Source organism: Chitinophaga barathri (assembly GCF_003807585.1).
Classification (GTDB): Bacteria; Bacteroidota; Bacteroidia; order Chitinophagales; family Chitinophagaceae; genus Chitinophaga; species Chitinophaga barathri.
The window spans coordinates 129,066-150,117 of the sequence record NZ_RMBX01000012.1; the positions used below are offsets into that span (position 1 = coordinate 129,066).

Here is a 21,052-nt window from a genome sequence, read left to right on the forward strand (position 1 = left end):
ATGAGATAACAGTGAATTACAGGCGAAGCGTGTACATATAACTGAACGTAACCGCCAGCACATCGGCCCCCTGGTCTTCGTGAACGGTTTTCATAAAAGCCAGGCCGAAAAGATGCCTTCGTTTCAGCATTCCTTTCACAGTGGCGCCTACCTTGATGGTGGCCTGCCGGTCGTCCTGGTCTGTGCCGTCTACCGCGGTTTCGCCACCGAACTGGGAAAAGAAGTCGGCCGAAGCCCATATGGCGGGCGTGAAGCTGTAACTGATGTGGGTATCCAGCCCCATTATGGGTTTGGTCGTTTCTTTATGACCGTTTTTGATCATCCGGTTTGGAGTGGTGAACATCACGCTGGGGTAAAAATCCCAGATGAACCCTTTGCCAAAGGCCTGGGACAGGCCCAGTTCCGGTTTAAATATCCAGTGATTGGTGCCGATGTTCAGCACGGCGGTGGTGTCATATTTCCCGGTGGGGCCGGTGAACTGGAGCGACCAGCTGAGGATGGTTTTCTGTTTGTATTTTACGAACTCGGGCAGGGTGAGCGAAGGCGCACCGATGATGTTGCTGCCGATGGTCACGGAGATATCCCCGAAGCCGGCATTGGAGCCTTTGAGGCCGAGGTTGGGAATGTTTCCGTCCACGAAAGTATAAGGCAGCATCACGTTCACCCCGGCCGTTTTGCCGCCCACTGAAAAGAAACTGGCGAAGCGGGTAAAAACAATATTGTTATGAATACCTGATTCATTGAGATAATGTGAGTTCTGCAAAGAAGGGAAATTTGCATCAGCGTAAGTATAGTATGCGCCCAGCGATTGGGTACCTTTCGGAACGTTCAGGTAGGCCCGTGGTTCCGTAGGCACTGCCTGGCCTGAAACACCGGAGCAGGAAAAGAGCAACAGGATTCCGCCTGTAAAGGTTAACAGGTTTTTCATGAGCCAATAGTTAGGTTAAATAATGGTTTCCGTGCTGAATTGTTTATACGAAGGCTACATGACTGTTATGCTTGTTGAAGTTAAAATATCGGCATTAAACTGCAAAACATCCGCAGCGGATAAACGAAGTTCCGGTGCAAAAATGTCTTTTTAAAAAAGTTTACCGGCCTTCTGTGCCATCAGCATCTTGTCGCAGACAGGCTCCATTATTGTCACATTCAACGCCCCCTGCATATCCGAATGCGGCATACATTTGTTCAATACATTAAATCCTCATCATGAAACAAGTCACAATATTGGTTCCTCACGGGGGAATGATGGGCAGTATCGAGATGCCGAGGCAGGTCTTCTCGGAAGTGAATGCGTACCTGGAAAGCACGGGCAAACCGCCGCTCTTTAGGATACAAATGGCCGGTCTTGCCGCACAGGTGCCCGTGAACAATGACCGGTATCTCGTGAATACGGACGCGCAGCTGAAGGATATCAAACAAACGGACCTGATCATCATCCCCGCCCTCGAAGCGGATATGGACAAATACCTCGCTAAAAACAGCGAGTTCATCCCCTGGATGGTGAAACAATACAAAGGGGGCGCGGAGATCGCCAGCCTGTGCGTGGGCGCTTTCCTGCTCGCATCCACGGGTCTGCTCACGGGGCGCAGGTGCACGACGCACTGGCGCGCGGTGAATGTGTTCAAGAGGATGTTCCCGGAAATAGAACTGGTGGAAGACAAGATCATCACGGACGAACGCGGCATTTATTCCAGCGGCGGCGGGTTGTCTTTTGTGAACCTGCTGCTGTACCTGGTGGAGAAGTTCGCCGGGCAGGCGCCGTTTATTTTCTGTTCCAAATTTTTCCAGGTAGACATGGACCGGAAAGCGCAATCGCCGTTCATTATTTTCAACGGGCAAAAGGATCATGAGGATGAGTCTATCCGCAAAGCGCAGGAGTTCATCGAAAAGAACATCCACCAGCGCATTACGGTGGATCAATTAGCTAATATGCTGGCTTTGGGAAAACGTAATCTTGAAAGGCGTTTTAAAAAGGCCACCTCAAATACAGTGGGAGAATATACGCAACGGGTCAAGATCGAAGCGGCGAAGGCCAGCCTGGTATCCAGCAGGTATAATGTGAATGAAGTGATGTACAGCGTGGGATATACCAGTACCAAGGCTTTCAGGACCACCTTCAAACGTATTACCGGGCTTTCGCCGGTGCAGTACCGCGCCAAATATAACTGGGAGCAGGTTGCGGGCCATATCATGAAAGAAAACTAAGCGCCCAGCATCCGCACGACATGTTTATAGTTCTTTCCTAAAGGTAATTGTTTACCGTTTTTGAGATGGACGATATTGCCTTCCAGTGCGTGTACCATCTTCCGGTTGAGGATAAATGATTTATGGATACGCACAAAAACGTCCTGCGGCAGCTCTGCCTCATAGCTGCTGAGGGTGCGCTGCGTGAGGAGATACACATTGTCCTGCCATATCTTCACATAATTGCCAAAACTTTCCAGGTAGGAGATGTTTTGCAGGTCTACAAACACCAGTTTTTTATCTGTTTTTACCGCCAGTTGTGCCGGTGCGGCTGAAGCCGTGGCGGGAGCGGGCGTTGTGGCGGTCTGTGCAAACAGCACATGTGCGCGGTTCACCGCCTGGAGGAAACGTTCGAAGCGGAAGGGTTTGAGCAGGTAGTCGCACACGGCGAGGTCGAAGCCCTGGAGAGCGTATTCCTCATATGCGGAAGTGATGATCACCAGCGGGCGCTGGTGCAGGGTGCGCAGGAATTCCAGGCCATTCAGGCGGGGCATACGGATGTCCAGGAAAATGAGGTCTACCGGCTGGCGGTTGAGGAATTCCAGTGCTTCGGTGGCGCGGTAACATTGGCCGGCCAGTTCCAGGAACGGCACATCTTCGATGTATTTGAGAATAACATCGTGCGCCAGCGGCTCATCGTCTATGATCAAACAGCGCATTTTCATGACCAGTCCAGGTGCAATTCAGCTTTAAATGTATGATTTTCCCTGCCTGCAACCATCTTGTGTTTTCCGGGATACAGCAGTGCAAGGCGTTTACGGAGATTTTGCAGGCCGATGCCTTCTTGTCCTTCTGTTGCTTCCCCGGCAGGGTTCTCACAAATGAAAATAAGCCCCTTTTCGTCCGCCCGCAAATATAAATGCAGGTATGCTTCTTCTTCCAGCGGTTCAATGCCGTGTTTAAACGCATTCTCTACAAACACGATCAGCAGCAGCGGAGCGATGGCCAGGTCTTTTCCTTCGAGGTGTTGCTCAAACCGTAGTTTCAGCCGGTGTTTCAGCCGTATCTCCTGGAGGCGGATGTAATCTTCCAGGTATTGCACTTCTTCCTTCAGCGGCACGGTAGCTTCCTGGCCTTTGTAGATCACGTAACGCATGAGGTCGGAGAGCTGGAGGATCACGTCAGGCGTCTGATCGGATTTATGAAGGCTGAGCGCATAAAGGTTGTTGAGGGTATTGAAGAAAAAGTGCGGATTGATCTGTTGTTTGAGCATATCCAGTTCCGCCTGCGTTTTTTCTTTTTCCAGGGATACAATACGGTTGTTCTGCGCATACCACTGCAACGCGAGGATCACCGGCAGGCTTACGACCAGCAGGGCCAGGAAACTGTATGCGTTTTCATCCTTAAAAGGATTGTAGGAAAAAATGCCGCCCAGCAGTTTGTTCAGCGGCAGCCACGCCAGCAGCTGCCCGACGATGGGATAAAAAATGGCCACCGAAGCCAGCCCGGCAAGGCAATAGATGAGCATGCCCCTTTCCTTCAGGATCTTTGATACGAGGATGCGGCTGTTCAGCCAGAAGATTAGGTAACCGCAGCCGTACATGAACATGAACTGCAAAGCGATGGCCAGCCATGTATCGAAGTTTAAAAACACCTTCACGATATCGAATTCAAAACCGAGCAGCAGGATACCGAACTTGTGATATTCCGGATTACCCATGCTGGATACCGCCATGGTGGCGAAGGTAACCGATAGCAGCGCCAGCGTGATCAGTGCGCCTTTTTCAAAACTGATCTTCCACCAGCGTTTGCGGGTAGCCGTATGCTCCTGCCACCAGGTATTGATAAAGAAAAATAATTGCAGGCAGATGGTGAACACGGTGATGGTCACATACGCATCTCTATTTCCCCCGAAAGGCAATACGGAAATGAAAAAAACGAGGGTAAGCGGAAGAAGGAGGCAGAAAGCAATGAACCAGGCGGGATTGTATTGCCGGGGCGTCAGGCGGTGTTTGATAATGTTGAACGTGAGGGCGGGCCATTGTGAAAGGATGAACCCTGCCAGCATGGGCAGGTAGATACCCCATGAGCCTACCGCAATGTCCGTTTGGGCGGCCGCAACAAAACAAAGAAGCCCCAGTAAAATAAAAGTATCGGTCTGCTGCCTGATCATGCATAAAAAAAGGCACATTTCCCCTTTCCCCCAAAAGATAATGACGAAAGCATCAAAAGTGATGATGAAAGCATCGGGGTGGTGTTGGTCACGGCTTTGCGGATGTTCGACATGATTAATTTCCCGGGTTTTGATGCGGCCTTACTTTCGCTGCATAAACCCCTGTAACATGGAAAGACTGTATATCCGGAACCTGGATAAACAATACACCCGCGGCGTAAAAGCGCTGAGCGGCGTGAATCTACAGATACCTAACGGCATGTTTGGCCTGCTGGGACCGAACGGCGCGGGTAAGTCCACGCTGATGCGCACCATCGCCACCCTTCAGCAGCCGGACGGCGGCGAGATACTGTTTGACGGCACGGACATCCTGAAAGACCCGCAGGCCATGCGCCGCCAGCTGGGTTACCTGCCGCAGGATTTTGGCGTGTACCCGAAAGTGTCCGCGCAAGATCTCCTGGAACATCTGGCCGTGTTAAAAGGCATTTTGGAGCCGAAGGAACGCAGGGAACAGGTGCTGGCATTGTTGCAGCAAACCAATCTTTATAGTGCGCGAAAACAGGCCGTAAGTACCTTTTCCGGCGGCATGCGCCAGCGGTTCGGCATCGCACAGGCATTGCTGGGCAATCCCCAGCTGATCATTGCTGACGAGCCTACCGCCGGCCTTGATCCGGAAGAACGTAACCGTTTTCATGACCTGCTCAGCGAGATCGGGGAACAGGTAGTGGTGATCCTGTCCACGCATATCGTGGAGGACGTGCGCGACCTCTGCCCGCAAATGGCCGTGCTGGCTGGAGGAAAGATCATTTTGCAGGGAAGGCCCTCCACGCTCACCGCATCGCTGGATGGAAAGGTGTGGAGGAAAACGGGCCGGAAGGAAATGCTGCCGGAATACATGGCGGCGTTCACCGTACTGTCCACCAGGCTGCTGGCGGGAAGGCTGCAATTGCAGGTATGGTCTGAAGACGAGCCGGGCGAAGGGTTTGAGCCTTATGAAGCGGGATTGGAAGAAGTATATTTTTCGGCGTTAAAAGAAAAGGAGGCGATGATATGCTGACGCAATTGCTGCGGTTTGAATACCGCTACCATTTGAAACAACTGAGCTTCCTGGCCGCCGCCGTGATATTTTTTGCACTTGGTTTGACGGCCGTGTTTGGCAATTACCGGGGAAGCGGGGTGCATGTGAACGGGCCATACGTGGTCACTTTGCTGGTGGGCATCCTTTCGCTTTCCGCGATATTTGCCAGCATTGTGTTCTGTGCGAACGTAGTGCTGAGGGATACGCATCACCGGACAGAACAATTTATTTATACCAGTTCACTCACGAAGCCGGTGTATTTTATCAGCCGGCTTGCCGGCCTGCTGCTGGCCGTGTTCGTATTGCTGTGCCTGGCTTCCGTGGGGCTGATGGCGGGTAGCTTGCTGGTGGGGCCGGGGAAACAGGGCCCTTTTAATATCTTCTATTTTGTACAACCGCTGCTGTTATTCGGCCTGCCGAATATCCTGTTCGGCTGCGGGCTTGTATTTGCCACCGCTTTGCTGACGAGGAGCGCAAAGGCTGTGTACGTAACAGGGGTGCTGTTGTATGTACTGTACATGCTGGGCTCCGTGCTGGGCAATTCGCCGATGATGGCGAACTCCAATCCCGGAGATGCCATGTTGCCCGCCCTGCTGGACCCTTTCGGGCTGGCGGCATTTTTTGGTGAAACGCGCGGCTGGACCAATGCGCAGATGAACGTTCAATTGTTTTCGCCGCGGGGTGTCTTCCTGCTCAATCGTGTGTTGTGGCTGGGTGTTTCAGTCATCATGCTTTTTATTGCTTACAGGGCATTTTCTTTCCGGCCGCAGGTTTTAAAAACCAACCGTTCGGTATCAAAAACAGGCACGGCAATGCCGATTGCTTACCGCAGGATACAGCCCGTTTTTAAAGGGTATGCGCTCCGCGCCGGCTGGATGCAGTTTAAGCTGGAAGCGGCGGCTATGTTCAAAAATATCCCGTTGATCGTGATGCTGCTGCTGTGGGTGGTACTGATGGGGATCGAGCTGAATGATAACCTGTTCCACGGGTTGTTTGATACGAGCTTCCACCCGTCCACGGGTATTATCGTGGAGGAGCTGCATGTGCTGAGACCTGCCATGCTGCTGATCATTTTTTGCGCGGCGGAACTGGTGCGGCGGGAACGCACGGTGAATATCCATTCCCTGGTGTATACCACGCCGGTGAGGAATATCCTTTTCCCCGCCGTACAATGCGCCGTGCTGGCTTTGGTGATATTTGCGCTGGTGAGCCTGAATATTTTGCTGGGATTGGGTTTGCAATGGAGCCATGGATATTTTAAAGCTGAACTGCCGGTTTATTTTTCCCTCTATTATTACAGCGGGCTGCCCTTGCTCCTGTTCGGGGCACTGGCTGTGTTCATTCAAACGCTGATACCGCATAAATATACCGGCATGCTGGCATGCCTGCTGATGGCGGGCCTGATCATGTTCAGCCGGAAACTCGGGGTGGAAAATTTCCTGTTCCGCTACGCGGTTACGCCGGATATGAAATACTCGGACATGAACGGATTCGGGCATTTTGCGAAGGCGTTTAACTGGTATATGTTGTACTGGGGAGCATTTGCAATGCTGCTGCTGTTCCTTTCGGCCGTTCTTTGGAAAAGAACGCGCAGGACCGGGGAGCGGGTGATGATGTTTACCATTCCCTGTTTACTGCTGGTATTAGCCGCCTCCGCGTTTATCTATTCAAAGCAACACAATTACAATTTTGAAAAATGGGAAGTGGTATATGAAAAACGATTCCGGCAGTATGCGGACATGCCGCAGCCGGATATCACAGCAGTGCGTACCGAAACGGATATTTATCCTGGGGAAGCGCGGTACACTGTAAAAGGATGGTACCACCTCGAAAACAGGTCCGGGAAAACTATCGCCAAAATATTGGCAGGGGCGCATCCGGAGATGACTTCACTGCATTTCAGTGGTAATGCGGCATCCGCCGGGCACAACCAGTTCTGGATAACGCTCCCGCGGCCCCTGGCACCGGGAGATACGATGAGCCTGGCGTTTACGGCCGAGGCTGACAGGAATAGTTTTTTGCCCTTCAATAACGAACATTCCATTGTGGCCAACGGCTCTTATGTGGAGCTGGAAAAATATCTCCCTTACATCGGTTTCAATGCCGGCCTGACGTTGGGCGATACCAGCAAACGGAGAGAGATGGGACTGCCTCCCATTATGCAAGGGCCGACTACGGTAAGCCCCCTGGTGGATTTTGAAACCGTCATTTCCACCGTGGAGGGCCAGCAGGTGATTACTTCCGGTACATTGCTGAAGGACTGGTCCGGAGGAGGGCGCCATTATTTCCATTACAAAACGGCGGAACCTATATTGCAGATGTTCGCCTTCAGCTCCGCGCGTTACGCTCTTCGCCGGGATACGCTGCACGGCATCGATCTGCGTTTTTATTTCAGGGAAGACGAAAAAGAAAATGTGCCCGCGCTGATGCAGGGGCTCAGGGATGGCCTGGCTTATTGCAATGCACAATTCAGCCCCTACACGCAGCGGAGCCTCACCATGGCGGAGATCCCGCAATACCGGGGTGTGGCCACCGCGTACCCCGGCGTAGTGTTTGCGGCCGAACGCCTGAACTTCAAAGGAGACTTCAGGGATTCCAATAAAGTGAATTTCGCGTATGCCACTACCGCTCACGAAGTTTCGCACCAGTGGTGGGCCATGAAACTGATACCCGCGGATACATCGGGCTCTAAATTCCTCACAGAGTCGCTGGCAAAGTATACGGAAGCCATGGTGCTGGAAAAAGCACGAGGCAAGATGCACCTTCGCAATTACCTGCTCTCGGACAACAACTGGTATATGTACGTCCGTAGTTTTGGTGTGGAGGAGCTGCCGCTTGTAAATACAGACGGGGAAACGCATGTGGTGTACCAGAAAGGCGGCCTGGCGATGTACCGGCTCAAGGAAACACTGGGGGAAGAACGGGTGAACGCGGCCCTGCGCCGGGCACTGGCCGCAAAAGTGAGCCGGTCGGAGGAACTGATAAAAGAGCTTACCCTGGACGCCACGCCCGATGAAATCAATCTCATCAACACCTGCCTGAGGGAAGTGATCACTTATAGCCTGGGGATCAGTATCATCAGTTGTGAACCGGTGAACGGGAAGTATAAACTCACCCTCAAAATAAAGACCCTCCGCAACGGCGGCACGGCGAACGACCTGCTGCCCATCGCTGTCTTTGCCCAGGCGGACCCGCTGGCCGGGCCCATCTACGAAAAAATGCACCGCTTTACCGGTAAAGAAACGCTGATCACCCTGCTGCTGGACCAAAAGCCCGCCGCAGCGGCCATAGACCCGTACGCATATATTCCGGATGACAACCGCCGGGACAACGTTGCTGTCCTGCCATGATTTATGTATCTTGACAGGCAGATCAATTAAAATCCCGTCATGAAAAATTTCCGGAAAAAGACTTTCCGTTTACTGGCATTGCTCCTTATCCTGCAGGCGCAGGCAGCCCTGGCCGCTACGGTGGATACCGTGGATACCTACAGCCAGGTGATGAAAAAGACCATCAAAGCGGTGGTGATCAAACCTGCGGGTTATGACGGCGGCAAACCATTGCCGGTAGTGTACCTCCTGCATGGGTATGGCGATAATTATGCCGGCTGGGTGACCAAAGTAAAAGCCGTACAGCAGCAGGCGGACCAGTTCAATATACTGATCGTATGCCCGGATGGCGGCGTAAGCAGCTGGTACTGGGACAGCCCGGTGGACCCTGCGTATCAATACGAAACCTATGTATCAAAAGAGCTGGTGAGCTGGATAGATGAACATTACAAAACGATCCGTGACCGGAAAGGACGTGCTATCACGGGCCTGAGCATGGGCGGCCATGGCGCGCTGTACCTGGCTATCCGCCACCAGGAGGTATTCGGTGCGGCGGGAAGCATGAGCGGCGGGGTGGACATCAGGCCTTTCCCCAATAACTGGGATATGGCCAAACGCCTCGGCGCATACGCGAAAGAGCCCGCGCGTTGGGAGGCCTACACGGTCATCAACCTGCTGCACCTCCTCACGCCGAATAGCCTTGCCTTGCTGATAGACTGCGGCTACGAGGACTTTTTTTATAAAGTGAACCTGAACCTGCACGAGCAGCTGCAATACCGCAATATCCCGCATGACTTCACCGCACGCCCCGGCGCGCACAACTGGAATTACTGGACCAATTCGGTACAGTACCAATTATTGTTCATGCACCAGTATTTCAGCCGGTAAGACCGTATTTTTGTGTCATCATAAATTGCCGTTATGAAACCAGAGCTGTTAAAAGTTCCGACCCGGGAGATACATTCATTCAGCGCCCGCCGCGATATGCTGCCGAATATCAACAGCCGGTGGCATTACCACGACGAGCTGGAGCTGATCCATTTCCAGAAGGGGCACGGTATGCAGTTCGTGGGGGACGATATCAGGGCTTTTTCGCCGGGGGATATTGTGCTGGTAGGCTCTAATCTCCCGCATTTCTGGCGGTATGAAAATACGGAGGGAGACAGTGCGGACATTCCTTACTCCACCGTGATCCATTTCAAAGAAACCTGCCTGGGCGGAGGTTTCCTGGATATCCCCGAAGCATCCTCCATCCGGGGGCTGATCCAGCGGGCAAAAAGAGGGCTGCACATTGCGGAACATGCATCCGCGGCGATCGTTGCGGAAATGAACCGCCTGGTGGAAACAGACGGAATTGAACGAATCGTTGCATTACTGCGCTGCCTGGCCAAAATCGCCATGCATCCGGGTGTTACGGAACTGGCATCGCCGGGCTTCAGGCCGGTAGTGAACCAGTCCGCCGGCAGCGAGCGCATCAACCGCGTATTCGACCATATCTTCAAAAACTTCCAGGAGCCGCTCTCATTGCCGGAAGTAGCGGGTATAGCCATGATGAGCGAAAACTCCTTTTGCCGTTATTTCAAATCAAAAACAGGCAAAACGTACCTGCAATTCCTTTACGAAGTAAGAGTGGGTTTTGCGTGTAAATTGCTCATGGACAACCGGCTTTCCATCAAGGAGATCTGCTTTGCCAGCGGGTTTAATGACTACACTTCGTTTCACCGGATCTTCAAAAAACACACCGGTAAAACCCCGCAGCAGTACTTTAAAACAATCCTTCCATAGTGGTCATCTAACGAATAAAGCCCCTGCCTGACCGGCTTATCTCCGGTCGGGCAGGGGCTTATTGTATCCGGGCGTCTTACCGGAAAATGACCCTGTAAGCCGCCGCATGTTCTGAAGGATAACCGGCGGAAGGCTGGATGACCAGTTGCCCGCGCTCCTGTTTCCAACGTACGGTTTCATGGCTGCCAAGCAGCGTGATATTGCTGATGACACTGCTGTCCGCCGCCAGCGCCTTTACGGATACAGGCGTGGAAGGCAGGCCCAGGGTGATCATATACAGGGTGTCTCCTTTTGTGGTAAAGCGGATGTCTTTTGCGGTGAATGCCTCTTTCTGGTCTGCAAAAGGCCCTTTGGCAGATTTGGTGGGGCCTTCCCCGGCCACTTTCCAGGGACGGGTGCCATAGATGCTTTCACCGTTTACGGACAGCCATTTGCCCGTGGCGAGCAATACGGCGGTTTCCTGTTCGGTGATGGTGCCATCCGCCCGGGGACCGATATTGAGCAGGAGGTTCCCGTTTTTGCTGACAATATCCACCAGGTTGGTAATGATGTATTGAGGGGATTTAAAATCGTTGTCGATGGTATACCCCCATGACTTGTTGCCCAGCGCGTCATCCGTTTGCCAGGGAAGCTGGCGCAGCTCGTCCAGTTTGCCGCGTTCCAGATCCAGCACGGCGGCTTTGGGTTTGAAGGCGATGTCGTGTTTGTAATTGATCACTACGCCTTTGTTCCACTCCAGGCCTTTGTTGTAATAGTAGGCCGCGAAACTTTTACGCCATGGCTCCAGCGCGGGCTGCTCGATCCACCAGTCGAACCAGAAAAGCTGCGGCTGGTATTTTTCCACCAGTTCGGTACAGCGCAACAGCCAGTCGTTCATATACTCGGGGCTCATGGTTTCGGTTTCCTCATGGGCCGGGCCGTAAAAGTCCGCGTACTTCGGATCGTTCACATCTGAATTAAATTTACGCCCGCCGTTCATGAACCACCAATGTTCTATGCGGTGGGAAGAAAGCCCGAATATGAGGCCCTGCTTGCGGGTGGCGACCGCCAGCTCACCAATGATGTCTCTTTTAGGCCCCATCTGCACCGCGTTCCATTTGGAGAGGGCGGTATTGTACATGGCAAAACCGTCGTGATGCTCGGCCACGGGGACCACATAACGCGCGCCGGATTGTCTGAAGAGTTCGGCCCAGGCGTTGGCGTCGAATTTCCCGGCTTTGAACATCGGGATAAAATCCTTGTAACCGAATTTGTCCAGCGGGCCGTACTTCTCCACGTGATGTTTGTATTCTTTGGAATCCTTGCGGTACACGTTGCGGGGGTACCATTCATTGCCGAAGGCGGGGACGGCATATACGCCCCAGTGGATGAATATGCCAAATTTTGCATCGCGGAACCAGTCGGGCGTGGAATATTGCTCCAGTGAAGGCCATACGGGCTGGAAACGTTCCTGCGCGGCGGCCATGGAGCTACAGAAAAGAAGAAGGAAAAACAGGCGCATATGGATGGGTATTTTTTCCAAGTTAATCACATACGCCCGCCGGATATTGGGAGATACTACCCAAAAGAACGATAAAATTACCCCGTTATGGCCTGCAACACTGGGGAATCCGCAGGCAGGCCGCCTTTCGGAAAAAGCGGCGGCTGCGCCATGAACCGTGGGTTTTTCCCGTAATGGGGTTGTGCGGCATGCAGCAGGAAAGGATGACAGAGGTAAACGTCACCCGCGTTGCCCGTGGCCAATGCCACCGTCGCGCCTTCTGTGGCTTCCGTAGCAGCCTGCGCCAGTTCCATAAAAGAAAGGCCGTCATCGCCATAAGGGATCAGCAGTTTCCCGACAGTTGCGTGTGAGCCCACCCTGAGACGGGTAGGCGCATCCAGGGCCGTGATGTCTGAAAACAGGAACAACATCAGCAGGGCCCTTCCCCTGGACGCTGCGTTGGAGCGCCAGCTGAAAAAATCGGAGGGGTCCTCGCCCGGGAAACTTACATCGATATGCCAGCCCCCATCGCCGGGGTCCTGCTCGGAGGGGAAACGGACCGGGAAAGTGCCCATGCTCTGGCGCGGGAGCCAATTGCCTTTACCCACCAGTTCATCATAAGCCTGCCGCAGTTTCTCCGTATTGGCGGCTTCCCGGAATTCAGGCTCAAACCGTTCACCGATGCGGATGACCGGCTGGGTCCACGCGGAGGGGTCGTTTTTATCGAGGCCGGTGGCCTGCCAGAGGATGTCCTGCGCGCGGAGCGCCAGATCGCGGGGGAAAGCCTGCTCGATCTTTACAAAGCCGTTATGTATAAATTCCTGCAGCATGGTGAGTGTTTGAAGGTGAAAAATACTTCAAAGACACGTTTTTTCCACGGCTTACTGATCAACCTGAGTTATGAATGATCAATCGCGTTGATACGTCCTTTTGGCGCATTTTGCCTGTTGATTGTCCTTAATACCCCCATTGAATGGAGATGTTTATGCTGAACTTTATCAGCAAAAAACAGGCCCATGGAACTCAATAACAAAATAGCCGTTGTATACGGCGGCGGCGGGGCATTAGGCAGCACTGCCGCGGAAGCATTTGCCGCAGCTGGCGCACGCGTGTACCTCGCCGGCCGCACGGAATCAAAACTGGCAGCTGTTGCCGAACGCATCCGCCAGGCAGGCGGCTTTGCCGCTACCGCTGTGGTGGACGCTCTGGATACATCCGCCGTGGACAAACACCTTTCGGAGGTCATATCGCGCGAAGGGAAAGTGGATATTTCCTTTAATGCTATCGGCGTATATCATGTACAGGGCATTCCGCTGGCGGAGCTGACGCCGGAGGAATTTGAACTGCCGGTCGTAACCTATGCGCGCGGCAACTTCATTACCAGTACCGCGGCAGCAAGGGTGATGAGCCCCCGTCGTGCAGGCGTATTGTTTACACTGACCACGCCCGGTTCCAAAATGCCCACATCGGTTTCCGGCGGCTTCAGCGTATCGAACGCCACGGTGGAAAGCCTGAGCATTCAGCTGGCCGGGGAGCTGGCTCCGCAAGGCATCCGCGTGATCTGCCTGCGGCCGGACGCTATCCCGGAAACAACGCGGATGGGCTCGCACGCAAAAGAAGTGTTCGGTTTCCGGGCGAAGCTGATGGGGAAAACACTGGATGAATTGTTTACGGAAAAACCGCCGGGGGGAAGACATTCTTCGCTGGAAGACGTTGGTAATGCGGCGGTGTTCTTTGCTTCGGAGAAGGCGGGCGCTATCACAGGGGTGGTGGTGAACCTGAGCTGCGGGAGTGTGTTAGGGTGATGTGTTGCCGGATGTTTGCAAAAGTTCAGGGGGATAATTATATTCGGTAAAATATCCACCTATGAAGTTTGTATGTATATGGCTGCTCCTTTTCCCTGTTTTTGCGATCGCCCAGTCCTCAAAGCCTGGCACCATTTTATGGAAAATAACCGCTCCCGGAAGCCAGGGCCGTGTTTCTTACGTGATTGGCACCAATCATAGTTATGGCGGTACGTTCATCGATACGTTCCCGCAAGTGGCTGCATTGTTGAAAACGGCGGAATGCGTGGTGTTGGAAAGTGTCCGCAAACCGGTACAGGAAACGAAGCCGTCTTTTACCGGGAAGACGCCATATTCCAAACTGTTCTCTCCCGCCGATTACCGGATGATGGATTCGGTGCTGGCGTCGTATGGTATGGACAAACTGGAAGAACTGGACAGCGTGCATTTCCCTCCGCATTTATTGTGCTCGTACCTGACCATGAACCTGGTGAACGAAAAAGACAACCGGATGAAAAAAGAGGATGAGTCCGTTGACAATTATTTCCTGCGTTACGCCCAAAAGGAACATCTCCCGCTGGCCGGGCTGGATAGCGGGTTCACCGTACGGGAAGGCATACTGGAATACGGGCTTACCGAACAGCAGTGGGCGGACGGCATGGTAAAGCTGTTCAGCGCGAAAAGATCCGGAGAAGAGGTGATGAGTAATATAGACGGAAGTTATGCCACAATGGATATCGACTATATGTTCAAAAAGCCGCAACCGCACGCGAAGGGCAGCGATATTTATCACCTGATGGTGGAAAGGAATGCGCATTGGATGAAATCGCTGCCGGTGATGTTAAAATCAAAACCTTGTTTTGTGGCGGTAGGTGTGGGGCACCTGATGTATAAACAGGGGCTGCTGATGGAGCTGAAAAAACAAGGGTTTAAAGTGGAGCCGGTAAGCATACGCCAAACGGCGAATATCTGAATAAAATATCCGTTTATACAAAGAAGTTAGTACTGCCAACCGTGTAATTTTTACACGGTTTTTTTCTTCCTGTAACCACAACATAATACAACCCTTACTGATTTTATACGAAAGGATTGGTGAACCGTTTGTTAATACAAAAACCTTCAAACACGTTTGTGGTAAAGGCTTTCATGAAACAAAACATATTGATTTTCTGTTTACATTTACATCAGCCAGCCGTATAAAATTACCGGCCAACATGTTTTGTCCTTCCAAATTAATTGTTTGTCCTTAAAGTGATTCTTTTGGTATCAGGGATGCAAATTGAGTGTGCCAGCTTCATAATTTTGAACTATGCATAAATGCTTAACTATATCCTTACACATATTCCCATGGGCTACCCTCCCCGAAAAATATCAACCGGAGAAATATATACAGATACCCGCCAGCCTGCTCAATGGTGCTGCCATCTATGCGATATATTTTATCGCCTTGGTTGTTACGGTCTATTATGCTTATATGTTTTTTTGTAACCGGAAAAAATACTGGAAGAGAAAAGTGGAGAAGGAACTGAAAGAAGTAAAACGGAACGCGGAGATTTCTTTTCTGAGTGCCCAGCTCAGCCCTCACTTTATATTTAATTGCCTGAATTTTATATACTGCTCCGTGGAGCCCTGCTCGGCGAAAGCCGCGGACGCGGTGATAAAACTGTCCGAACTGATGCAGTATACCATGCGTGAAAACCCAGACGGCTGTATCGCTTTAACGGATGAGATCAAACATATCAGGAATTATATCAGGCTGGTGCAGCTGCGATATGAGCCGGACTGTTATGTGCAGTTTGAAATAAAGGGAGAGGATATGGAAGACATACAGATCCCGATTATGATCCTTATCCCGTTTGTGGAGAATGCCATCAAACATGGTGTGGTGCATGATCCCGACAATCCTGTGCATATCAGCCTGGATGTTACCGGCTCTGTGTTGACATTTAGCACGCAGAACCTCAAAGGTTTCCGGAATAAACTGCTGAACAGCGGCGTGGGCATCCAGAATATCCGGAAGCGGCTTCAGCTGCTGTACCCGCGGAACCATAAACTGGAGATTGAAGACAACAGTAATTTGTTCAATATCATTTTGGTTATCCTCCTTTAATCATTCATCATGCGAATAAACCCGATCACATGTATTATTGTAGATGACGAAGCCTTTGCCGCCCAGATGATCGAAAAGCTGGTAAAGAAGATCCATTTCCTGGAACTGACGGGCGTTACGACCAGTCCGCTGAAAGGCGTGGAGTGGGTCACGGAGGGAAAGGCGGAACTGGTATTCCTGGACATGGGAATGTCCGAGCTGGACGGGCTGGAGTTTATGGCCATTACGCGGTCGCTTTGCAGGATCATTGTCACCAGCGGCTATAAAGAGTTTGCGCATCATGGTTACAAATTCGATGTGATCGATTATCTCGTGAAACCCGTGGCATTTGAACATATTATCGGAGCCGCCGAAAAGGCAAAGCAGCTGCTGCGGGGGAAAAAACATTCAAACTGGCTGTTCCTGAAATCGGACAACAAGATCATGACCGTCAATATTTCGGATATCCTTTACGTGGAATCGCGGCGGAACAAACTGCTCATTCACATGGAACACGAGCTGGTATCACTTTATATGACGTTGCAGAATATAGAAAGCTCCCTGCCTAAACCTCCTTTTGTAAAAGTGCATAAGTCCTTTATCGTGTCGCTGAATAAAATCAGCAAGTTCGATCATGAAAAGGTCTGCATCAGGGACAAAGAGGTGCCGATAGGGCAAACGTTCAGAAGTGAGCTTACAAAAATAATCAACCAGATGATGTGACCGCCGCCGCTTAACGCAGATTGACTGTAACTTACTCATATTGATTGTTTTATTTTCAGAATTTTTATTTTACTTTGGTAAAAGTTGTAAAATTTCCATTTGTAGTATCCTGTGCCCGGTTTTCCAGCCGGGCTTTTTTGTGCCCGGAATTCAGTAAATTCATGTAGAATTTAACCCCAGCTTCATGCAACAGGCCCAAACCCCGGCAACCACCCCCGCAGGTAAAACCCCTGCATTTTTTCCGCCACAGGGAAAAGGGAGTTTCTTTACGCCCGCCGCACCGGTGATACAACGTGCGCCTACCAATGATTGTACTGATCCGGAAAGGGAAACGGTGGACGAGGCAGTGTCCGAAGCGTTTAATATGATCACCCGCGCCATCAATATCATGGATACCGTGCCGCTGCCCGATAGTGTAAATAATGCATTGTTCCTCGCTTTCAGGGATAACAGTGAAGCAACCCGCGCCAGCGTGCGCCAGCGGCTTGGGGTGATCCGCAGCCACATCCGCACGTCTACCTACCAATGTACAAGCTCGGGAGAAGAGGGATACGGCCTATGCACCAGCAGGAGCGGAACACCCCGCAAAGCGTATGTACTGCATGAGGGGGAAGGCAGTACAAGGGTTTCCACAGGCAACGTGATGCTTTGTTTCCCGGCATTTTCCAATGAAGCGCTGGCAGAACAGGCCGGTACGATCATTCATGAGCTGGCGCATTACTGGCTAGGGGTAGATGATACCGGTTATTTCCACAATGGCTGCGTGGAATCGCGCCGCCCGGAGGCGGCCACCGACGAGTCGCATGAAGATTCAGGTACGGAAGGCGATGCCCCCGCGACGCGGTTGTTTAATGCCGACAGTTATTCCTGCTTCGTGCATTTCCTCACGGTGATGCCCCCCGCGGCCATGACGGCACGCGCAGCCGGCTACCGGGGAGACAATCTGAGCATCGGCTCGCCCAACGGCAGGACCATTTACACCGAAACTACGTATGAAGAAGATCCTATTTTTAATATCGACGGCATTCCGGACATGGACAATCACCGTTTTCATGCCAGCGGCATGCGTTTCCGCTGGTTCCTTCTTGCGGACGGCACTCAATTCAAAATGATGTCGCGCCACGATCCGGCCGCGTCGCATTTATTTGACCGGGATCATACGCAGGTGTATGTAAGCCGCACCGTTCGCGGCATCCTGGCAGACAGAGGGATTACTTCCGGCGAAGTGGTGTGCCGCGTGATGCTGCCACCGCAGAACCTGGCCGGCAATACCGATCCTGTGGTGATTGAACGGCGGCTGCCGGTAAGCATCGCCCGGGGCATGGACCCCTTCAATGCCCCTATTTAGTTGTGGAATTACCTCCCCGGGACAAACAACGCCCGTAAAGCAAGCCCACTGCTGTTGCAGCTTCCGCATTCCGGCACAGTATATGTTTTCCCGTAGTAAAAAGAACACTATGAAGAACGCAACGCTTTTTCTCCTCGCCATCCTGACCGTTACGCTCAGCAGCTGTGAACTGGTGGAAGGTATTTTTAAAGCCGGGGTATGGACGGGCCTGCTGCTGGTAGCAGTGGTACTGGGCCTCATTATCTGGCTGATTTCCCGTGGCAGGAAAGATTAGCCCTGGTTCGTGATCTCTTTAAATGAACGGCCGAACTCCTGGCCATAACTTTCCTTGTATTCTTTTGCGAATTTCTGGTAAGCTTCCTGTGCAATGCCGTGCCGCCCGAGTATGATCAGGCTGCGGCAGCGGTAGGAGAGCGCTTCTTCGTTCAGCGCGTCGAAGAGGAAGATGGCGTGCGTGAGCCGCAGTACCAGCTCTGCTTCCGTGTGGAGGTCCGCCGTGGAGATATATTGGAGGAACAGGTCTATCACCTGCCCTGATATGTCGGATTTGATATCGTCCAGCCACTCGTACTGTACGGTTTTGAGGAAAGCGCCCCTGTTCACGATTGCCAGCAGCTCCTGGATATACGGGCGTGACGGGACGTTTTTCTGTGCGCACAGCTGCGTGAAATGCGCATAATCCACCTGCACGGACTGGTTCAGCACATCCAGCTTCCATTTGCCGGATTCTTTCCCGATATGCCATTCCCCTGCTTTTTCCAGGATGGCTTTCAGCTTCACGATGTTCACCGAATAATTGTTGCGGGCGTCTTTCTGCGGTTTGTCATTCCACAGGATGTCGAACAATTGTTCGGAGGAGATGCCTTTGCCGTCTTTGTATGTATGGATGAGCACGAGCAGGAACAATTCTTTCAGCAAGGGCGTGAACAGTTTTGTAATATCATTCCCTTCTTTGTCAAACGCCTCGAACTGCCCGAAAAGAAATACGGCGGACCGTTCCGGCTGCTGCCCGGGCGTGGGTTCTGAAGGTACAAAGGCAGGGGTATTTCCGGCTGTTTTCCCGGGTTTGGTCTTTTTCCGGCGGGCCAGTATGATCAGGATGAGCAGGAGGCCGGGCAGGGCGATCCACCAGGCGCCGATCCCTTTTTTGCGGGCGGTGGCGGCGGGCACGAGCGCATTCGGCGGGAAGTCCAGGGTGTGCACCCTTATCTGGCAGGTATTCTCCTTGGCATTGTACAACGTCACTGCCACCAGTTTTTTACTGACGGGGCAATAATAGAGATCCGCGAAGGAACGGATATCATAAAACGAATAGGGGATGGAATCGCCCATGAGCTGGTACCCCGGCTCCGCCAGCGAGCCTTTGATCAGCTGGAGGGAAGAATTGAATTTGTCTGTGGGGTAAATGAGGGTGTAATATTCGCGTGTGGCGGTATCTATGATAAGGCTGTTTGCAAAGCAGAACTGCCGCGCGGGCTCCGGGAAACGCCATATGGTGTGGAATGTACGGTCGCGGATACTGTAGGCGTTCAGTTCGTAATTGTATTTCGGGTTCACGGACTGATCCCCGGTGTTGCTGCCGTAGCCGCCGAGGATAAATGCGGTGTCTCCCCCGGCGTTGAGGCCCAGCGCGGCAAGGTAACGGGGCATGAAATGCTCGCCTTTCACCGGCACAGTCTCCCAGGTATGTGTCGGGAAATGATAACGCTGCACGAGGTTTTTGTAGCGGAGCTGGCCATAACCGCCCATTATATATATAGAGGAGTCCAGCTGGCTGACAAATTTGTTCGCCTGCCAGTATTCCGTCAGTTCCGTATAGGTGAACTCATTGTCCCAGCGCCGCGCGAGCGTATCGTAGCGGCGGACTTTTTTTTCGTCAACCAGCACGTTGTAGATCTGCTGGCGCACCGGGTCGTACACGGACTGGTTGCCCGCCGGCAATAAAGTATGGCCCGAGGCCAGCGCATCGCCCCTGACCTGCATATCCCTGAACGTGAGCCTGAAAGTGGAATCGGCGGTAATAATATATAATACTTCCTTTTGCTGGTCAAATGCGATGCTGGGGGTGCCGGCGGTCTCGATGGTCTGCACACGGTCCCAGTTCTGGTGCCGGGGTTTCAGCCAAACGGGATTGCGTACGGCGGCGGTGTCTTTCTCTTCGGTATCGTCCGCGGAAGTGCCCTGGCTTTCGGAGAGGGGGTAAAAGTTCCGCAGGGAGCCGTCCTGGGTGATACGCACGTCTTTGATGTTCATCGGCGGGAGGTCCAGCGTCTGGTGCCCTTCAAAATTGGTGGCGCCAAAATATATATGCGCGCAGGTATTCTCCCTGATAGCAAGTTTCCCACGGCAAACAGGCTTGTCCCGGCTGTAAAACACGGCTTCGCCGGCCTTTTTGTCAAAACTTATCCTGATAGTATTCCAGCCGCGGTACAGCTGGAGGGTATCGATGCGGAATTCTCCCGTCACTTTTTCCCCGATCACGCAGTGGAATACGGCAAGGCGCTGGTTGTATACAAGGTCTATATTCTGATGGTCCGTGGTGATTACCCGTACAATATACCCGAAATAGGTTTCCATATTCGGTTTGAACTCCAGGTCAAAGCTCAACTCCGTTTGCCCGCGCAGGCATACGGGGGGCCCTGGGGTCAGGTGAAGGGATGTCCTTTTCTCTGGAACCACCTCATGACTGGAAAACCCAAGCCCGTGCGATTGACCGAATATTGTATGACTGTAAACAAGGGTCCAGCAGATAAAAAATATATATTTCCCCATCGGAGGCGTAAAATGCTTTTGATAATAATAACCGGTCCTTTTGGATGATCAGATCCGTTCTTTCATTCGTGAAATGCGATTTTTAAGATAAGCAATATTTGGAAAGTTCAGTACAATTTTATGCATTTCTTTTATCCTGCACATTGATTATCAATCAATTTATCAATAATTAAAAATTAATTCGGCTATTAACGCTTTCATTAATTGGTTTATTAATGCCTGCCGGGTTACTTGCATCCATATTCTCGAACCAAATCTCGAATACCACGTTTCAACCAGATTCTGCATTCCTTTTCTACTCCATGAA

Annotated in this window: 17 protein-coding genes; 11 read left to right on the forward strand and 6 right to left on the reverse strand. The window is 52.1% G+C overall.

Annotated features, from left to right (window positions below; all coding sequences use genetic code 11):
- Positions 1-16 precede the first annotated feature (16 nt).
- Positions 17-928 carry a transporter gene (locus EG028_RS20970; RefSeq protein ID WP_120518290.1) on the reverse strand — a complete coding sequence of 304 codons (912 nt, stop codon included), beginning with the start codon at positions 926-928 and terminating at the stop codon, positions 17-19.
- Between the two features lie 278 nt (positions 929-1,206).
- Here EG028_RS20970 and EG028_RS20975 point away from each other — a divergent pair, with 278 nt between their 5' ends.
- Positions 1,207-2,205 (forward strand): GlxA family transcriptional regulator, encoded by a 999-nt coding sequence (locus EG028_RS20975; protein WP_120518291.1) that lies wholly within the window; start codon positions 1,207-1,209, stop codon positions 2,203-2,205.
- Here EG028_RS20975 and EG028_RS20980 read toward each other — a convergent pair.
- A complete protein-coding gene (locus EG028_RS20980) occupies positions 2,202-2,903 on the reverse strand; it encodes a LytR/AlgR family response regulator transcription factor (RefSeq protein ID WP_241559193.1) in 702 nt (233 codons plus the stop codon). The genes EG028_RS20975 and EG028_RS20980 overlap by 4 nt on opposite strands.
- Positions 2,904-2,905: 2 nt before the next feature.
- A complete protein-coding gene (locus tag EG028_RS20985; RefSeq protein WP_162946595.1) occupies positions 2,906-4,357 on the reverse strand; it encodes a sensor histidine kinase in 1,452 nt (483 codons plus the stop codon).
- A 169-nt stretch (positions 4,358-4,526) separates the two neighbouring features.
- On the opposite strand from EG028_RS20985, the gene EG028_RS20990 reads away from it, so the two are divergent.
- Genes EG028_RS20990 through EG028_RS21005 form a run of 4 tightly spaced genes read left to right on the forward strand, consistent with a single transcriptional unit; the run spans position 4,527 to position 10,549 of the window.
- A complete protein-coding gene (locus EG028_RS20990) occupies positions 4,527-5,414 on the forward strand; it encodes an ABC transporter ATP-binding protein (RefSeq protein ID WP_120518424.1) in 888 nt (295 codons plus the stop codon).
- Positions 5,408-8,785, forward strand: a complete 3,378-nt coding sequence (locus tag EG028_RS20995; RefSeq protein WP_120518294.1) for a M1 family aminopeptidase — start codon at positions 5,408-5,410, stop codon at positions 8,783-8,785. The genes EG028_RS20990 and EG028_RS20995 overlap by 7 nt, the downstream gene beginning before the upstream one ends.
- A gap of 39 nt (positions 8,786-8,824) precedes the next feature.
- Positions 8,825-9,652, forward strand: coding sequence for an alpha/beta hydrolase (locus EG028_RS21000; protein ID WP_120518295.1), 828 nt, complete (start codon positions 8,825-8,827; stop codon positions 9,650-9,652).
- A 33-nt stretch (positions 9,653-9,685) separates the two neighbouring features.
- Positions 9,686-10,549, forward strand: a complete 864-nt coding sequence (locus tag EG028_RS21005) for a helix-turn-helix domain-containing protein (RefSeq protein ID WP_120518296.1) — start codon at positions 9,686-9,688, stop codon at positions 10,547-10,549.
- Positions 10,550-10,625: 76 nt separating this feature from the next.
- On the opposite strand, the gene EG028_RS21010 is transcribed toward EG028_RS21005, so the two are convergent.
- Positions 10,626-12,050, reverse strand: a complete 1,425-nt coding sequence (locus EG028_RS21010; RefSeq protein ID WP_120518425.1) for an alpha-L-fucosidase — start codon at positions 12,048-12,050, stop codon at positions 10,626-10,628.
- Between the two features lie 77 nt (positions 12,051-12,127).
- Positions 12,128-12,859: a phytanoyl-CoA dioxygenase family protein gene (locus EG028_RS21015; RefSeq protein ID WP_120518297.1), complete on the reverse strand. Its 732-nt coding sequence runs from the start codon at positions 12,857-12,859 to the stop codon at positions 12,128-12,130.
- 186 nt (positions 12,860-13,045) lie between these two features.
- Between EG028_RS21015 and EG028_RS21020 the strand changes: the two genes are divergently transcribed.
- The 6 genes from EG028_RS21020 to EG028_RS21045 all read left to right on the forward strand — a co-directional run bounded on the left by EG028_RS21020 (position 13,046) and on the right by EG028_RS21045 (position 18,247).
- The gene (locus EG028_RS21020) at positions 13,046-13,834 is read left to right on the forward strand and encodes an SDR family NAD(P)-dependent oxidoreductase (RefSeq protein ID WP_120518298.1); all 789 of its coding nucleotides are present in this window, start codon (positions 13,046-13,048) and stop codon (positions 13,832-13,834) included.
- 61 nt (positions 13,835-13,895) lie between these two features.
- Positions 13,896-14,786 (forward strand): TraB/GumN family protein, encoded by an 891-nt coding sequence (locus EG028_RS21025; protein ID WP_120518299.1) that lies wholly within the window; start codon positions 13,896-13,898, stop codon positions 14,784-14,786.
- 336 nt (positions 14,787-15,122) lie between these two features.
- Positions 15,123-15,923: a sensor histidine kinase gene (locus tag EG028_RS21030; RefSeq protein ID WP_120518300.1), complete on the forward strand. Its 801-nt coding sequence runs from the start codon at positions 15,123-15,125 to the stop codon at positions 15,921-15,923.
- Between the two features lie 9 nt (positions 15,924-15,932).
- Entirely contained in the window at positions 15,933-16,625 is a 693-nt protein-coding gene (locus EG028_RS21035; RefSeq protein WP_120518301.1) for a LytR/AlgR family response regulator transcription factor, read from the forward strand.
- Positions 16,626-16,809: 184 nt separating this feature from the next.
- On the forward strand, positions 16,810-17,973 hold the full coding sequence (locus EG028_RS21040; RefSeq protein ID WP_120518302.1) for a hypothetical protein: 1,164 nt from the start codon (positions 16,810-16,812) through the stop codon (positions 17,971-17,973).
- Positions 17,974-18,082: 109 nt separating this feature from the next.
- Positions 18,083-18,247 carry a phosphatidate cytidylyltransferase gene (locus tag EG028_RS21045; RefSeq protein WP_120518303.1) on the forward strand — a complete coding sequence of 55 codons (165 nt, stop codon included), beginning with the start codon at positions 18,083-18,085 and terminating at the stop codon, positions 18,245-18,247.
- Here the strand turns inward: EG028_RS21045 and EG028_RS21050 are convergent.
- A complete protein-coding gene (locus EG028_RS21050) occupies positions 18,244-20,550 on the reverse strand; it encodes a hypothetical protein (protein WP_162946596.1) in 2,307 nt (768 codons plus the stop codon). The two genes, EG028_RS21045 and EG028_RS21050, sit on opposite strands and share 4 nt — an antisense overlap.
- Positions 20,551-21,052 lie beyond the last annotated feature (502 nt).

Excerpts from the sequence above, each read along its gene's own strand:
- EG028_RS20970 (WP_120518290.1), bottom strand. The coding sequence starts at position 928 with ATGAAAAACCTGTTAACCTTTACAGGCGGAATCCTGTTGCTCTTTTCC.
- EG028_RS20975 (WP_120518291.1), top strand. The coding sequence starts at position 1,207 with ATGAAACAAGTCACAATATTGGTTCCTCACGGGGGAATGATGGGCAGT.
- EG028_RS20980 (WP_241559193.1), bottom strand. The coding sequence starts at position 2,903 with ATGCGCTGTTTGATCATAGACGATGAGCCGCTGGCGCACGATGTTATT.
- EG028_RS20985 (WP_162946595.1), bottom strand. The coding sequence starts at position 4,357 with ATGATCAGGCAGCAGACCGATACTTTTATTTTACTGGGGCTTCTTTGT.
- EG028_RS20990 (WP_120518424.1), top strand. The coding sequence starts at position 4,527 with ATGGAAAGACTGTATATCCGGAACCTGGATAAACAATACACCCGCGGC.
- EG028_RS20995 (WP_120518294.1), top strand. The coding sequence starts at position 5,408 with ATGCTGACGCAATTGCTGCGGTTTGAATACCGCTACCATTTGAAACAA.
- EG028_RS21000 (WP_120518295.1), top strand. The coding sequence starts at position 8,825 with ATGAAAAATTTCCGGAAAAAGACTTTCCGTTTACTGGCATTGCTCCTT.
- EG028_RS21005 (WP_120518296.1), top strand. The coding sequence starts at position 9,686 with ATGAAACCAGAGCTGTTAAAAGTTCCGACCCGGGAGATACATTCATTC.
- EG028_RS21010 (WP_120518425.1), bottom strand. The coding sequence starts at position 12,050 with ATGCGCCTGTTTTTCCTTCTTCTTTTCTGTAGCTCCATGGCCGCCGCG.
- EG028_RS21015 (WP_120518297.1), bottom strand. The coding sequence starts at position 12,859 with ATGCTGCAGGAATTTATACATAACGGCTTTGTAAAGATCGAGCAGGCT.
- EG028_RS21020 (WP_120518298.1), top strand. The coding sequence starts at position 13,046 with ATGGAACTCAATAACAAAATAGCCGTTGTATACGGCGGCGGCGGGGCA.
- EG028_RS21025 (WP_120518299.1), top strand. The coding sequence starts at position 13,896 with ATGAAGTTTGTATGTATATGGCTGCTCCTTTTCCCTGTTTTTGCGATC.
- EG028_RS21030 (WP_120518300.1), top strand. The coding sequence starts at position 15,123 with ATGCATAAATGCTTAACTATATCCTTACACATATTCCCATGGGCTACC.
- EG028_RS21035 (WP_120518301.1), top strand. The coding sequence starts at position 15,933 with ATGCGAATAAACCCGATCACATGTATTATTGTAGATGACGAAGCCTTT.
- EG028_RS21040 (WP_120518302.1), top strand. The coding sequence starts at position 16,810 with ATGCAACAGGCCCAAACCCCGGCAACCACCCCCGCAGGTAAAACCCCT.
- EG028_RS21045 (WP_120518303.1), top strand. The coding sequence starts at position 18,083 with ATGAAGAACGCAACGCTTTTTCTCCTCGCCATCCTGACCGTTACGCTC.
- EG028_RS21050 (WP_162946596.1), bottom strand. The coding sequence starts at position 20,550 with ATGGAAACCTATTTCGGGTATATTGTACGGGTAATCACCACGGACCAT.